The organism is Streptomyces sp. NBC_01244 (assembly GCF_035987325.1).
In the GTDB taxonomy this organism is placed as follows: domain Bacteria; phylum Actinomycetota; class Actinomycetes; order Streptomycetales; family Streptomycetaceae; genus Streptomyces.
In genome coordinates, this window is record NZ_CP108488.1 from 3,273,538 (window position 1) to 3,287,541 (window position 14,004).

The following is a 14,004-nucleotide window of genomic DNA, read 5'->3' on the forward strand; positions in this document are numbered from 1 at the left end:
GAGGCGCGGGGTCCGGGGCGGAGCCCCGGGATACGGAGAAAGGGCGGGGCGGGGACGGGCTCCGCGCAGCGGCGACCCGCACCCGGCGAGCGAGGCCGCCGTCACCCAGACGGGGTGGTGCCCCACAGATGCCCTATCACCCATCCCCACCTGCGGGAATACCCCGCCACCCACTCCCCCCGAACCGATCTGACATGGCATCAGCAGGCGCCCGCCCCGGCTTCCGGGTTACCTCGGAAACACGACCCCGTGTCCCCAGGAGACCCCCCATGCGACGACGCACCGCCCACGTGCTCACCGCCACCGCGCTGACCGCCGCCGCGTTCACCGGCCCGGTGGCCGGCGCGGTAGCCGCCGCGGACCTGGGCATGACGGGCTTCGGCATGACGGGCTTCGCGGCAGGCGACTTCGCCCCGCTGGAGGTGTGGCCCAAGTCCGCCGCCCCCGGCACCACCGTCACGGTGAACACGAAGGCCTGCGGCCCGGGCAGTCACGCCGAGGGCGACGCCACCACCGTCGGGGGCGGCCGCTTCAAGCTGACTCCGGGCACCCACAAGGAGGTGGTCGTGGGGCAGTTCCAGGTCGCCCGCGGAACCCACCCCGGCACCCACTCGATCGGCGCCACCTGCGCGAACGGCAAGTTCGCCACCGGCGACCTGATCGTCACCGAGCACGACCGGGCCCCCCAGGGCCACGTGCGCACCGGGGTGGGCGGTGGCACGACCACCACCACCGACCCCGCCAAGATCGCGGCGGGAGCGGCTGTGCTGGCCGCCACCGCCGTCGGCGGTACCTGGTTCCTGCGTCGCCGGGCGAGCGGCACGCGGAACTGACGGACGCCCACCGCGGCTCCGGCCGCGGTCCGACCGGTACCGTCCCCCGTCGCCCGCCCCGCGAGGTCCCCCCCGTTCGCGGGGCCGGGCGACGGCCAGTCACCACGTCACCACGTCACCACGTCACCAAGCCGAGGGGGCCGCATGGAGGCAGAGGCACGCCGCGCCCGCGCCCGCGGCGGCGGACTCGTCGCACTCGCCGCATGCATCGGCGTCTGGCTCATCGGCAGCGGCTCCGGCGAGCCCGTCCGGCCGCCGCTGCCCTCCCCCGGTGAGGCGCTGAGCGCCCAGGCCCGGTTCCCCGGGGCCATCGCCGCGCTCCCCGGCTCCCCGCCGACCCGGATCAGGATCCCGTCCATCCGGGTGGACGCCCCGCTCACCGGGCTGGGGCTACAGGCCGACGGCAGTCTCGAAGTACCGCCGCCCGCCCGCCGCGACCTCGCGGGCTGGTACCGCGAGGGCACGACCCCGGGCGCCACCGGCACGGCCGTGGTCGCCGGGCACGTGGACGACGCGGCCGGGCCCGCGGTCTTCTACCACCTCGGCGCACTGCGCCGGGGGGCCCAGATCGAGATCGCCCGCGCGGATGGACGTACGGCCGTGTTCACCGTCCACGCGGTGGAGGTCTACGACGCCAAGGCCTTCCCCGACTCCCGCGTGTACGGGTCGTCGCCGCGCGCCGAGCTCCGCGTCATCACCTGCGGCGGGGGCTTCTCCCCGCGCACCGGCTACCAGGGCAACGTGGTCGTCTTCGCCCACCTGACGGGCACGTACTAAGAGGCCGTCCGGCCGGTGCGGACGACGGCCTGGTCGCCGTGGGGGCCGAACAGGTGCAGGATCTCCACCACCTCGCCTTCGGCGGGGCCGAACCAGTGGGGTTCACCGGTGTCGAACTCGGCGACCTCGCCGGGGCGCAGGGTGAGGCTCCGCTCGCCGATGACGAGGTGGAGCTCGCCGGCGAGCACGTAGAGCCATTCGTATCCGGCGTGGGTCACCAGTTTCGGCTCCCGGTACGCGAGCACCTGCTTGAAGACCTGGACCCGGCCCGGGTACGTCGTCAGGGGGACCAGGACGCTCCCGTCCCGGCGGCGGGGCTTCAGGTGGACGCGCGCGTCACCGGTGGCCGGGGCGGCCACGAGCTGGTCCAGGGCCACGCGGTGGGCCCGTGCGAGCGGGATGAGCAGTTCGAGCGCGGGCCGCCGTTTGCCCGACTCCAGGCGGGAGAGCGTGCTCACGGAGATCCCCGTGGCCTGCGCGAGCGCCTCCAGGGTGAGGCCGCGCTCGCGCCGCAGCGCCCGCAGGCGCGGGCCGATGGCGTCGAGGGTCCGCGCGAGCTCGGCCGGTTCCGGGGGTTCGGGGGTTTCGCCGGCTCCGGGCGTTTCGCTGGATTCGGCTGATGCGGCTGATCCGGCTGATCCGGCTGATCCGGCGTCCCTGTCCATGGGCCCATTTTGCGGTATCGGCAAATTTCATGGGCCGCGGCCACCGCCCGGTCCGAGCATGGGCCGACATCCGAAGCCGGCGGCCGACAGGCCGTCGCGGACCGAAGGCGGACCCATGACCACGACGATCCCGGCAGGGGCGGCAGCAGGGCCCGGGCCCCTCCTCGGCGCGCGCCGCCGGTGGACGGTACTGGCCGTCTGCGCGCTGAGCATGTTCCTCATCGGAGTGGACACCACCATCGTCAACGTGGGTCTGCCCGCGATCGGACGCGGGCTGGAGGTGGGCACCCGCGGTCTGGCATGGGTCGTGGACGCCTACACCCTGGTCCTGGCCAGCCTCCTCATCGCCTCCGGCGCCCTCGCGGACCGCTTCGGACGCCGTCGCGTGTTCCGGTGCGGGCTGGCCGTCTTCGGACTCGCCTCCCTCGCCTGCGCCCTGGCCCCGTCGCTCGGCTTCCTCATCGCGGCGCGGGCCGCCCAGGGGGTCGGGGCCTCGATGCTGAGCCCGGTGGCCCTGGCGATCGTGGTCAACGCGATGCCCGACCCGAGGGAGCGGGCCCGGGCCATCGGCATATGGGCCTCCGTCTTCGGGCTCAGCATGGCCGCGGGCCCGGTCGTCGGCGGAGCCCTCATCGGGGCCTTCGGCTGGCGGTCGGTGTTCTGGATCAACGCCCCGGTGGTCGCCGGCGCGCTCGTCCTGGTCGCGGTGTTCGTGCCGGAGTCCCGCGGTCAGCGCGCCCGGCGGCTGGATCCGCCCGGCCAGCTGCTCCTGACGACGGCCCTGTGCGTGTCGGTCGGCGTCCTCATCGAAGGCCCCCGCATCGGCTGGACCTCCCCCGCGGCCCTGGCCTGCTACGCCGTCGTCGCGGCGGCGGCGACGGCCTTCGTCCGGGTCGAGCTCCGCCGGTCCGAGCCCCTGATCGACCTCGGGCTGTTCCGGCGGCCGCCCTTCGCCTCGGCGGTACTGGGCGCGGTGGCGGTGTTCACCGCGCTGAGCGTGGGCCTGCTGCTGACCACCCTGTACCTGCAGGACGCCCGCGGCTGGACCCCGCTCGAGGCCGGTGCGGCGACCCTGCCCATGGCGCTCGGGGCGACCGTCTGCGCTCCGTGGTCCGGCAGCCTGACGGGGCGCCTCGGGCCGCGGCGTCCGCTGCTCCTCGCGGGCGGCTTCACCGCGGCGGGCGGGCTCTGCATGCTGGACCTGGGCCCGGACACCGCTGTGCCGCTGCTCCTCTCGGCCCAGCTGCTCATCGGCATCGGGTTCGGCTTCGCCAACGCCCCGCTCACGCATACCGCGGTCGGCGGACTGCCGCCGTCCCGCGCGGGTGTGGCCGGGGCCGTCACCTCCACCGCCCGCCAGGTCGGATCGGCGGTCGGCATCGCCGTCGCGGGGGCCCTGGCCGCGGGCGCCGGCCCGGACGGCCTCGCCCGGGCGTCCCGGCCGGGCTGGCTGCTCGTAACGGCCTGCGGACTGTTCCTCTTCGCGGTGGCCCGGGCCTCCGTGGCCCGGTCGGATCCGAAAGGGACGGCCCAGGGCCTGTCGTCACACTCCCGTCGTCGCCCGAGGCAGACGGGAGTGTGACGACAGGGCCTAGGCGGGAAACGCGTACCAGCGGCGGTGGACGTACGGCTCGACGCACAGGACCGCGGCGCCCGCCACGGCTCCCACCAGGAGCGAGGTCCAGCCGCCCCCGGCGACGAGCGCACCGGCGCAGGCGCCGGCCACGACCAGCGGCCGGGCCAGGGTCAGCGGGCCGAGCCCGACGACCATGGCGAGGGTGCTCGCCCGGTACGGCAGCGTGAAGTAGGCGGCGAGCGAGAGCCCGACGGCGAGGGCGTAGGCCCCGAGCGGGACGAGGAAGCCGGTCCCGCCGTCGGCGAGGGCCCCGTACGCCCGGTCGGTGTCCTCGGCGAGCAGCAGGACGGCGCCGGCCGTGAGGGCGGGGGCCAGCAGCAGGACGGAGCCGACCGCCAGCCCGCGCAGGGAGGCGCGCAGGACGGCACGGTGCTTGCGGATCCGGGCGTCCCGGCCGGCGTAGGCGCGGAAGCCGCTGAACGCCGCGTCGACGAGGCCGAGGACGGCGAGCGGCAGGACCGGGTTCATCGCGCGGCCCCGGCCCCGGCCCCTGAGGCGGAGGTGGAGGTGGAGGCTGAGGCGGACCAGGACGCGGCGTCGTGCCTCGGCGGTCCGCCGCGGGTCAGGCCCTCCGCGCCCACGAGCCTGCGGGAGGCCCGGCCGAGGGCCTGGCGCAGCGGGTCCTCCAGGTAGGGGCGGATGCCGAGGACCGGGCGCAGGGTGGTGCAGAAGGGGTTGGACAGGCCCCGGGGCTCGTAGAGCAGCGCCCGGATGCCCGGTACGGTCGCGGCGTGCAGCAGGGTTTCGTCCGAGTGGGCGCGCCGGGCGGAGACGACCCCGTCGTGGCGGCCGAGCGGATGGCGCATCCGGGCGCGGTGGAACATCCAGGCGCCCACGGGTGCCAGCCGGGTGGCGGCGATGTCGAAGTGGCAGAAGGCCAGTGCCTGGGAGTCGGCCTGCTTCTCGAAGAACTCCGCGAGCGCGGGGCCGCGGAAGTGGTGGAGCAGCCCGGTGGAGACGTAGACGGTGGCGACTTCCGGGAGGTCGAAGGCGTTGCCGTGGACGAACCGGCAGTCGAGTCCCTCGGCGCGGGCCAGCCGGTCGGCCTCGGCGACGAGGGCGGCGTCGAGGTCGACGCCGATCAGCTCGACGTTCGGGCCCAGGGCTCCGGTGGACGCCAGCCAGCGGACGAGGTAGCCGAGTCCTGATCCGATGTCGACCAGGCGGAACCGGCCGCGGCGGCCCGCGATCTCGCGGATGGCCTCGAACAGCGGGTCCAGTACGTGCACCAGCCGTTCCCCGATGCGCAGTTCCTCGCTGAGCCGCTGCAGCTCGGTGTGGACGCCGATCATCAGCCGGTCCACGGCCAGCGGGTCGAGCACGTCGTCCGGGCCGGCCGGCAGCCCGGCGACGATCCGGGCCGCGCGCGGATCCCCCGCCTCGTCGAACCGGCGGACCACGTCACCCCGGCGCACCGGCAGTCGCGCCCCGCTGAGCGGATCGGTGACGGTGATCAGGTCGGATATCTCAAGGTGGGGCACGTCGGCAACTTTATCCCCCCGCCGCGGCCCTGCCCATGCGCGTCCCAGGTCAGCCCCACTGTTCGAAACCCAGCTTGAGCACCAGGCCGCCGACGACCGTCAGGAGCACTCCGCGGACGAAGCCGCTGCCCTTCCGCAGTGCCATCCGGGCGCCGATCATGCCACCGGCCAGGTTGAACACGGCCATCAGCGCCGCCAGTTGCCACAGCACCATGCCCTGGTACGCGAACATCGCGAGCGCCCCGGCATTGGTGCACACGTTGACGATCTTCGCCGTGGCGGAGGCGGTGACCAGGTCGAGGTGGAGCAGGGCCGTCAGGGCCAGCACCAGGAAGGTGCCGGTGCCGGGGCCGATGAGCCCGTCGTAGAAGCCGATGCCGAGACCGGCCAGGGCGATGGTGAGCAGGACGCGCCGGCGACTGACGGGGGCGGCTCCGGGAGCGACGCCGAAGCCGGGGCGGAAGAGGACGAAGGCCGCGACGACCACCAGGACCACCATGATCAGCGGGCGCAGCGCGTCCTTGCTGATGCCGCCGGCCAGGGCGGCCCCGCCCATCGAGCCGGCGAGCGCGGCCAGGCCGATGCGGACGGCGAGCTTCACGTCCACCGAGGTCTTGCGCAGGTACGACACGGCCGCGCCCGAGGTCCCCACGATGGACACGGCCTTGTTGGTGCCGAGGATGGTCGCGGGGTGGGCGTTCGGCAGGCCGAGGAGCAGGGCGGGCAGGAGCAGCAGGCCGCCGCCGCCCACGACGGCGTCGATCCAGCCGGCCGCGGCGGCGGCCACGCACAGCATGATGATCATGGTTGTCGATATGTCAGGCACGGCCCGACCCTATGGAGCGGTTGGGTGCAGTGGCCATCAATCCCCGGAAACTTGCGCAAAGGTTGAGCTTCGGCCCGCCGGAACCCGGTCCGGGGCCACGGGAGCCGACGGATCCACCGCCGCCGTCAGCACGCTCGCCGCGAGCACACTGGCCAGCCCGAGCCCGGCCGCCAGCCGCCGGGCGGGCGGTACGGACCCCAGCGCGGCCCGCACCGCCCGCACCGGGGAGGTACGGGGCCTGCGGTGCCGTGCCGCGGCCGCGGGGAGGAACGGCGGGCCCTGCGGCCGGTCCGGCGTCGGAATCCCAGGCCCAGGCCCGGGCCCAGCCAAACCCAGCCCGTCCGACGTCCGAGGACCGAGTCCGGGCGCAGCCCAACCCAGCCCGTCCGACGTCCGAAGACCGAGTCCGGACGCAGCCCAACCCAGCCCGCCCGGCGCCCGAAGACCGGGCCCGGGCGCAGCCAAACCCAGCCCGTCCGGCGTTTGAGGACCGGGGTCCGGGGCGGAGCCCCGGGGAACGGGCGAAGGGCGGCTAGGGGACAAGCCCCGCGCAGCGGCAAGGGACACGGGCAGGGTGACGTGCAGCGGGTGACGCACGGGGCGGCGACCTCTCGGATGCGGGTGCGGGAGCGGTGACGGGGGCCGGGACGGGGGCGGGGACGGAATCGAGCGCGGGCTCAGAGCCCAAAGCACTCGGCGTGGATCCGCCCCGCCGGCACCCCGGCCCGCAGCAGCGCGGTCTGGGTGGCGTCCGCCATCCCGGGCGGCCCGCACAGGTACACGTCGTGCTCGGCCAGCTCCGGGACCAGCGCGGCCAGCGCCTGCGGGGCCAGCGGGTCGAAGGCGGCGCCCGACGGCCCGAGCAGGTAGTGCAGCCCGGCCTGCCGTTCGGCGGCGATGGCCTCGAGCTCGGAGCGCAGGACGAGGTGCTCCTCGGCGCCCGCCCGGTAGAGCAGGGTGATATCCCCCGGCCCGCCCGGCAGGGTCTCGAACAGCGCCCTCATCGGGGTGATCCCGACCCCGCCGGCGATCAGCAGCACCTTGGTCCGGGTCCGCCGGGCGGCGGTGAGCGCCCCGAAGGGGCCGGTGGCGAGGACCCGGGTGCCGGGGCGCAGCCGGCGGATCCGGCGGGAGTGGCCGCCGAGGGCCTTCACGGTGATGCGCAGGGTGTTCCCGCGGACCGGCGCCGACAGCGAGAACGGCAGCGCGGTGTGCCACAACCGCCGCTGGAGGAACCGCCAGCGCAGGAACTGCCCCGGCTCCGCGCGCAGTTCCGCGAGGTGCTCCCCGTAGACGAGGACGGAGACCACCCCGGGCCCCTCCACCCGGACCTCGGCGACGCGCAGCGCGTGCCGCAGGGCCTGGCGTACGGGGACCACGGCGCGGTACCAGAGCAGCAGGACGGCGACCACCGCGTGGGCGAGGGCCCAGAACCAGGCGACGGGGGCCAGGTCGGGTCCGGCGAGCTGGTGCCCGAAGGCGAGGGCGGCGGCGAGGTACACCAGGAGGTGGACCCCCCGCCAGGTTTCGTGGCTGACCCGGCGGCGTACGGAGCGGGCGGAGGTGATGCCGACGGCGACCAGGAGGACGGTCCCGATCGCCGCGGCGGCCAGGGCCGGATATCCGAGCAGGTCCCGGACCGCCGAGAGGACGTCGACCCCCTCGTGCACGGCGTAGCCGCAGAGCGCGAAGAGCGCGTGCCCGAAACAGAGCAGCAGGACGTGGCGGCCGCCCAGCGCGTGCCAGCGGGCGAGCCGGGCCGCGCCCACCCCGTGCTCGACGGCGGGGACCCGGGCCATGAGGAACAGCATGACGAGCACCCCGTACCCGGCGAGCAGGCCGGACAGGTGCGCGGCGGTGGCGAACAGCGCGTCGAGCCGGGCCGAGGGCCGCACCTGGGCGGCCCACAGCAGGGCCATGATCCCCGCCCCGCCGAGCATCCCACCCTTGACCCGAACCGCCATGTCTCGCTCTCGCATACGGTCACGCTACGGGCGGTCCGGCGGGCTCCCCGGCCCTCCCGGTGATCCTTAAGGCGGCCTTGAGGGACGCCTCACTGAGGCTTAACCCGCACGCTGAGGTCGGCGTTCCGTCGGGGAAACAGTGGCGATGCCGTGGGGAAACAGCGGCCGCGCACTCTCGTGTCATGACCTCGGAACAGCAACGCGTGGTGGTGATCGGCGGCGGCCTCGCCGGCCTGCGGCTCGCCGCCCGGCTGGGCGGGGACGTACGCGTCCTCGGTGAGGAGGCGCACGCCCCCTACAACCGGGTCCTCCTCGCGGAGGTCCTGGCCGGCCGGTACGCACCGGAGGTGACCTCCCTCCCGGCCCCCGGCCCGGCGCTGCGCCGGGGCGTGCGGGCGGTACGGATCGACCGGGCGGAGCAGGTGGTGCACTGCGACGACGGCACGGTCGAGCCGTACGGCACCCTCGTCCTGGCCACGGGATCGAACCCGGTCCTCCCTCCCCTCCGCGGCCTCTTCGAACCCGAAGGGCGGGAACTCCCCGCCGGGGTGCACGCGTTCCGCACCATGGACGACTGCCTGGCCCTGTCGGCGGCCGTACGTCCCGGCGTGCGCGCGGTGGTCATCGGCGGCGGCCTCCTCGGCGTCTCGGCGGCCCGCGCCCTGGCCGAACGGGGCGCCCAGGTCGTCCTGGCCCAGCAGGGCGAACGCCTCATGGAACGCCAACTCGACGCGGAAGCCTCGGAGCTCCTGCGCACCCACCTGACCGACCTGGGCGTCGAGATCCACACGGAATGCCGCGTCCGAGGCCTCTCCACGACGGCCGCGGCCCCGCCGGCGGGGGCCTGGACGGGCCTGGTGCCCGCAGCGCCCTCGAGCCTGACGCCGCCCCTGCGGGCAACCCAGCCGCACCCTGCCGGCGGCATCAGCCCAAATCCAGCCCCTCCGGCGTTTGAGGAGCGGGTCCGGGCAGAGCCCGGAACACCCCGCAGGGCCGCCACTCCCGAAGCCCCCGCCCGGCGGCCGGGCGCCACCCCCACCCAGGGGCCCCGCCGGGTCACCGGCGTAGACCTCGCCGTCGGCTACCGCCTGGACGCCGACCTCGTCGTCCTCGCCTGCGGCGTCCGCCCCCGTACCGGCCTCGCCCAGGCCGCCGGCCTCGACGTCCGCACCGGCATCCTCGTCGACGACGAGCTCCGCACCAGCGACCCCCGCATCCACGCCGTCGGCGACTGCGCCGAGCACGCGGGCCGGGTGTACGGCCTGGCCGGACCCGCCCTCGAACAGGCCGACGCCCTCGCCGGCGTCCTCCTCGGGACCGGCGGGGGACTCACCACGGACCCCGCCTACGGCGGAACCCGCGCCCTGACCCGCCTCACCCTGACCGCCGGCGGCGACCGGCCCCTCGACCTCGCCGCCTTCGGCGAGACCACCCCGCTCCCCGGCGACGACGTGGTCCGGCTCACCGACGCCACCCGCCGCACCTACCGCAAGGTCGTCGTCCGCGGCGACCGCCTCGTCGGCGGGGTCCTGCTCGGCGAACTCTCCAGCGTGGGCGCCCTCGCCCGCAGCTGGGAGGACGGCGCCCCCCTCACCGACCAGCACGGTCTGATCGACCTGCACCACCTGCTCACCGACGACGGAGGCTCCTGATCATGGCCGCAGCCACGCCCCAGCCCGCCCCGGGCACCGCCCAGGCCACCGCCCAGGCCATCGCCACGACCCCCGGGATCCGGCCCGCCCTCGTGCTCATCGGCCACGGCATGGTCGGCCAGCGCTACCTGGAGGCGCTCGCCGAACTCGGCGCCACCGCCACGCACCGGATCACCGTGCTCTGCGAGGAGCCCCGCCCCGCCTACGACCGCGTGCACCTGACCTCGTACTTCTCCGGCAGCACCCCCGAGGACCTCTCCCTCACCCCCGTCTCCTTCATGGAGGAGCACGGGATCACCCTGCACCTCGACGACCCCGCCGAGACCATCGACCGCGAAGCCCGCACCGTCACCTCCCGCACGGGGCAGGTGTTCCCGTACGACGTGCTCGTGCTCGCGACCGGCAGCTACCCCTTCGTGCCGCCCGTCCCCGGCAAGGACGCCCCGGGCTGTTTCGTCTACCGCACCATCGAGGACCTCCTCGCGATCGAGGAGTACGCCAAGACCCGGACCACCGGCGCCGTGGTCGGCGGCGGCCTGCTCGGGCTGGAGGCCGCCGGAGCGCTCCAGGGCCTCGGACTCACCACCAGCATCGTGGAGTTCGCGCCCCGACTGATGCCCGTCCAGGTCGACGAGGGCGGCGGCGCGGCCCTGCTCCGCACGATCCAGAACATGGGGCTCACCGTCCACACGGGCGTCGGCACCCAGGAGGTCCTCACCGGCGAGGACGGCGCGGTCAGCGGCATGAAGCTGTCCGACGGCTCCAGCGTCGCCACCGACCTGGTCGTCTTCTCCGCCGGTGTCCGCCCCCGCGACCAGCTGGCCCGCGAGAGCGGCCTGACCGTCGGCGAACGCGGAGGCATCTCCGTCGACGCCCGCTGCCGCACCTCCGACCCGCACGTCTACGCCATCGGCGAGTGCGCGCTCGCCTCCGACGGCCGCGTGTACGGGCTCGTCGCCCCCGGCTACGAGATGGCGGAGACGGCCGCGGCCGACCTGCTGGGCCGGGAGAAGGAGTTCACCGGCGCCGATCTCTCCACCAAGCTCAAGCTCCTCGGCGTGGACGTGGCCTCCTTCGGCGATGCCCACGGCGCCACCGCCGGCAGCCTCGACGTCGTCTACTCCGACTCCCGCTCCGGCGTCTACAAGAAGGTGGTCGTCTCCGCCGAGGGCGTCCTGCTCGGCGGTGTCCTGGTCGGCGACGCCGATTCCTACGGTCTGCTGCGCCCGCTCACCGGCTCCGTACCGCCCGTCACCCCCGAGCAGCTGGTGCTGCCGGCCGGCGCCGGCGCTCCCGTCGCCCTCGGCCCCTCCTCGCTGCCCGACAGCGCGGTGATCTGCTCCTGCCACAACGTCACCAAGAAGGCGATCACCGCCCACAGCACGGTGCCCGAGGTCAAGAAGTGCACCAAGGCCGGCACCGGCTGCGGCAGCTGCCTCAAGGTGATCGGCCAGCTGATGCCGCCCGCCGCCGACAAAGGGCTCTGCGACTGCTTCCCCTTCACCCGCGCCGAGCTCTACGAGATCGTCCGCACCCTGCAGGTGACCTCGTACGAGCGGCTCCTCGACAGCCACGGCCGCGAGGAGGCGCGCGGCGGCGAGGGCTGCGAGGTCTGCAAGCCCACCGTCGGTTCGATCATCGCCTCGCTCGCTCCCACCCTCGGCGCGAGCGGCTACGTCCTCGACGGAGAGCAGGCCGCCCTCCAGGACACCAACGACCACTTCCTCGCCAACATGCAGCGCAACGGCTCGTATTCGGTCGTCCCGCGCATCCCCGGCGGCGAGATCACCCCCGACAAGCTCATCGTGATCGGCGAGGTGGCCCGCGACTTCGGTCTCTACACGAAGATCACCGGCGGGCAGCGCATCGACCTCTTCGGCGCCGCCATCGACCAGCTCCCCCTGATCTGGGCCCGGCTCGTCCAGGCCGGGTTCGAGTCCGGGCACGCGTACGGCAAGGCCCTGCGGACGGTGAAGTCCTGCGTGGGCCAGACCTGGTGCCGCTACGGGGTCCAGGACTCCGTACGGATGGCCATCGACCTGGAGCTGCGCTACCGCGGCCTGCGCGCCCCGCACAAGCTCAAGTCGGCGGTCTCCGGCTGCGCCCGCGAGTGCGCGGAGGCGCAGAGCAAGGACTTCGGGATCATCGCGACGGCGAGCGGCTGGAACCTCTACGTCGGCGGCAACGGCGGGGCCACCCCGCGCCACGCCGACCTGCTCGCGCAGGACCTGTCCGACGCCGAACTGGTCCGGCTCATCGACCGGTTCCTGATGTTCTACATCCGCACCGCCGACCGGCTGGAGCGGACCTCCACCTGGCTGGACCGGCTGGAGGGCGGCCTGGAGCACCTGCGGGACGTGATCGTGCACGACTCGCTCGGGCTGTGCGCGGAGCTGGAGTCGCTGATGGCCGACCACGTGGCGCACTACCGCGACGAATGGGCCGAGACCCTGGACGACCCGGAGCGGCTGCGCCGGTTCGTGTCCTTCGTCAACGCCCCCGGCGCACCCGACCCGAGCGTGAAGTTCGTCCCCGAACGCGGTCAGGTCAAGCCCGACCTGACCGTCCTCACCCTGGAACCCCTGGGAGGCACCCGATGACCGTGGAACTGCAGGTGACGGAGGGATGGCTCACCGTGTGCGAGCTGTCGGCGCTGATCCCCGGGCGCGGGGTGGCGGCGCTGCTGCCCGACGGGAGCCAGGCCGCCGTGTTCGTCGACCGCACGGGACGCCCGTACGCGATCGGCAACCGGGACCCCTTCACCGGGGCGCAGGTGCTCTCGCGCGGGCTCGTCGGTTCGGCCGCGGGACGGCTCTTCGTGGCCTCGCCGCTCCTCAAGCAGCGCTTCGACCTGGAGTCGGGGCACTGCCTGGACGACGAGGAGGTGACGGTCCGGACGTACCCGGTACGGACCGCCGCGACCTCCCCGGCCTCCCCGGCCTCCGTCTGATCAGCCCTGGATGATCGCCGGGTCCATCCACATGATCTCCCAGGTGTGGCCCTCGAGGTCGTCGAAGGCCCGGCCGTACATGACGCCGTGGTCCTGGGCGGGGCGGGGCTCGGTGGCGCCGGCCGCCAGGGCCCCGTCGACGAACTCGTCGACGGCGGTGCGGCTCTCGGCGCTCAGACACAGCAGCACCTCGGACGTGGTGGTGGCGTCCGCGATGGACTTGTGGGTGAAGTCCTTGTACCGGGCCTCGGTCAGGAACATGGCCACGATCGAGTCGGTGATGGGCATCGAGGCGCAGTTCTCGTCGGTGAACTGGGCGTTGAAGGTGTAACCGAGCTTGCCCCAGAAGGTCTTGGTGGCCTCGAGGTCCTTGACCGGCAGGTTGACGAAGATCATGGTGGAGGACATCGCAGTCTCTCTTCTCTCGGTGCGTCTGCGTTGCTTTCGAGAGGTAGACCGCGGGGCCTCGGGGAACTCATCGCCCCCGTCGAAGTTTTTTCGGATTTCTTCGACGAGGGACGAACGCGCAGGTCAGACGGGTCAGACAGGTCAGACGGACCAGACGGGTCAGGCGAACGAGCGCAGCTGCAGGGCCGCCAGCGGTACGAAGCCCAGCCCGTCGGCGCTCTCCAGCGAGGCATCGGCGCCGGCCAGCCGCTTGTGCAGGGTCAGTGCGATCCGCTCGCCCTGGGCCTTGGCCCGCTCCGCGTTCGGCCCGCGGTGCAGTCCGTCGATCGTGGCCCGCCACAGCTGCACCCAGCGGCCGAAGTCCTCGGCGGTCATCTCGCGGGCCGACTGGAGGGCCGCGTGCGGGGCGAAGGCGTTGCGCCGGTAGTCGGCACTGCGGAAGAGGGCCCGCTCCCAGAAGTCGGTGATCCGGGGCAGGTGCACGTCGAGGTCGGTGCCGGCGATCTCGGTGAAGAAGGGCCCGATCCGCGGGTCGGCGAAGGCCGCCGTGTAGAAGCGGCGCAGCACGACATCGAGGTCGGCGCGGCCGGAGATGTCGGCGTCGGCGATGCCCGCGGCCGCGGTGTCGGCGGTCTCGGCCGCGGTCTCGGCGGCGGTATGGCTCATCACTCCACCATCCTCCCGCACCGCTCCCCTCCCCAGGGCAGAAAGTCCTGCATTACGCCGTCCCGGCCGCTTCGATACCGCTCCAGCGCCTCTCGGCCGCCTCTCCGTTCGCTCTCTGCTTGCTCTCTGCTTGCTCTCTGCTCGCT

Annotated in this window: 13 protein-coding genes; 6 read left to right on the forward strand and 7 right to left on the reverse strand. The window is 74.1% G+C overall.

Features of this window, described 5'->3' with window-relative positions; translation table 11 throughout:
- Nucleotides 1-269 precede the first annotated feature (269 nt).
- Nucleotides 270-833 carry a hypothetical protein gene (locus tag OG247_RS14570; protein ID WP_327252654.1) on the forward strand — a complete coding sequence of 188 codons (564 nt, stop codon included), beginning with the start codon at nucleotides 270-272 and terminating at the stop codon, nucleotides 831-833.
- A gap of 144 nt (nucleotides 834-977) precedes the next feature.
- Nucleotides 978-1,610: a class F sortase gene (locus OG247_RS14575; RefSeq protein ID WP_327252655.1), complete on the forward strand. Its 633-nt coding sequence runs from the start codon at nucleotides 978-980 to the stop codon at nucleotides 1,608-1,610.
- Here OG247_RS14575 and OG247_RS14580 read toward each other — a convergent pair.
- Entirely contained in the window at nucleotides 1,607-2,275 is a 669-nt protein-coding gene (locus OG247_RS14580) for a helix-turn-helix domain-containing protein (RefSeq protein ID WP_327252656.1), read from the reverse strand. The two genes, OG247_RS14575 and OG247_RS14580, sit on opposite strands and share 4 nt — an antisense overlap.
- Nucleotides 2,276-2,390: 115 nt before the next feature.
- Between OG247_RS14580 and OG247_RS14585 the strand changes: the two genes are divergently transcribed.
- Nucleotides 2,391-3,857: an MFS transporter gene (locus OG247_RS14585; RefSeq protein WP_327252657.1), complete on the forward strand. Its 1,467-nt coding sequence runs from the start codon at nucleotides 2,391-2,393 to the stop codon at nucleotides 3,855-3,857.
- 9 nt (nucleotides 3,858-3,866) lie between these two features.
- Here the strand turns inward: OG247_RS14585 and OG247_RS14590 are convergent, their stop codons facing one another.
- The 4 genes from OG247_RS14590 to OG247_RS14605 form a co-directional block, all read right to left on the reverse strand.
- A complete protein-coding gene (locus OG247_RS14590; RefSeq protein WP_327252658.1) occupies nucleotides 3,867-4,379 on the reverse strand; it encodes a hypothetical protein in 513 nt (170 codons plus the stop codon).
- The gene (locus OG247_RS14595; protein WP_327252659.1) at nucleotides 4,376-5,392 is read right to left on the reverse strand and encodes a class I SAM-dependent methyltransferase; all 1,017 of its coding nucleotides are present in this window, start codon (nucleotides 5,390-5,392) and stop codon (nucleotides 4,376-4,378) included. The genes OG247_RS14590 and OG247_RS14595 overlap by 4 nt, the downstream gene beginning before the upstream one ends.
- Nucleotides 5,393-5,441: 49 nt before the next feature.
- Nucleotides 5,442-6,218: a sulfite exporter TauE/SafE family protein gene (locus OG247_RS14600; RefSeq protein WP_327252660.1), complete on the reverse strand. Its 777-nt coding sequence runs from the start codon at nucleotides 6,216-6,218 to the stop codon at nucleotides 5,442-5,444.
- A 677-nt stretch (nucleotides 6,219-6,895) separates the two neighbouring features.
- Nucleotides 6,896-8,197, reverse strand: coding sequence for a ferredoxin reductase family protein (locus tag OG247_RS14605; RefSeq protein ID WP_327252661.1), 1,302 nt, complete (start codon nucleotides 8,195-8,197; stop codon nucleotides 6,896-6,898).
- 167 nt (nucleotides 8,198-8,364) lie between these two features.
- Here OG247_RS14605 and OG247_RS14610 point away from each other — a divergent pair, with 167 nt between their 5' ends.
- From OG247_RS14610 to nirD, 3 genes are all read left to right on the forward strand, one after another.
- Nucleotides 8,365-9,834 (forward strand): NAD(P)/FAD-dependent oxidoreductase, encoded by a 1,470-nt coding sequence (locus tag OG247_RS14610; RefSeq protein WP_327252662.1) that lies wholly within the window; start codon nucleotides 8,365-8,367, stop codon nucleotides 9,832-9,834.
- 110 nt (nucleotides 9,835-9,944) lie between these two features.
- Entirely contained in the window at nucleotides 9,945-12,434 is a 2,490-nt protein-coding gene (gene nirB / locus OG247_RS14615) for a nitrite reductase large subunit NirB (RefSeq protein WP_327257477.1), read from the forward strand.
- Nucleotides 12,431-12,784, forward strand: a complete 354-nt coding sequence (gene nirD, locus OG247_RS14620) for a nitrite reductase small subunit NirD (protein ID WP_327252663.1) — start codon at nucleotides 12,431-12,433, stop codon at nucleotides 12,782-12,784. Before nirB ends, nirD begins: the two co-directional genes overlap by 4 nt.
- On the opposite strand, the gene OG247_RS14625 is transcribed toward nirD, so the two are convergent.
- Together OG247_RS14625 and OG247_RS14630 are read right to left on the reverse strand one after the other, a co-directional pair.
- On the reverse strand, nucleotides 12,785-13,192 hold the full coding sequence (locus OG247_RS14625; RefSeq protein WP_327252664.1) for a VOC family protein: 408 nt from the start codon (nucleotides 13,190-13,192) through the stop codon (nucleotides 12,785-12,787).
- Nucleotides 13,193-13,351: 159 nt separating this feature from the next.
- On the reverse strand, nucleotides 13,352-13,858 hold the full coding sequence (locus tag OG247_RS14630; RefSeq protein WP_327252665.1) for a group III truncated hemoglobin: 507 nt from the start codon (nucleotides 13,856-13,858) through the stop codon (nucleotides 13,352-13,354).
- Between the last annotated feature and the right edge of the window lie 146 nt (nucleotides 13,859-14,004).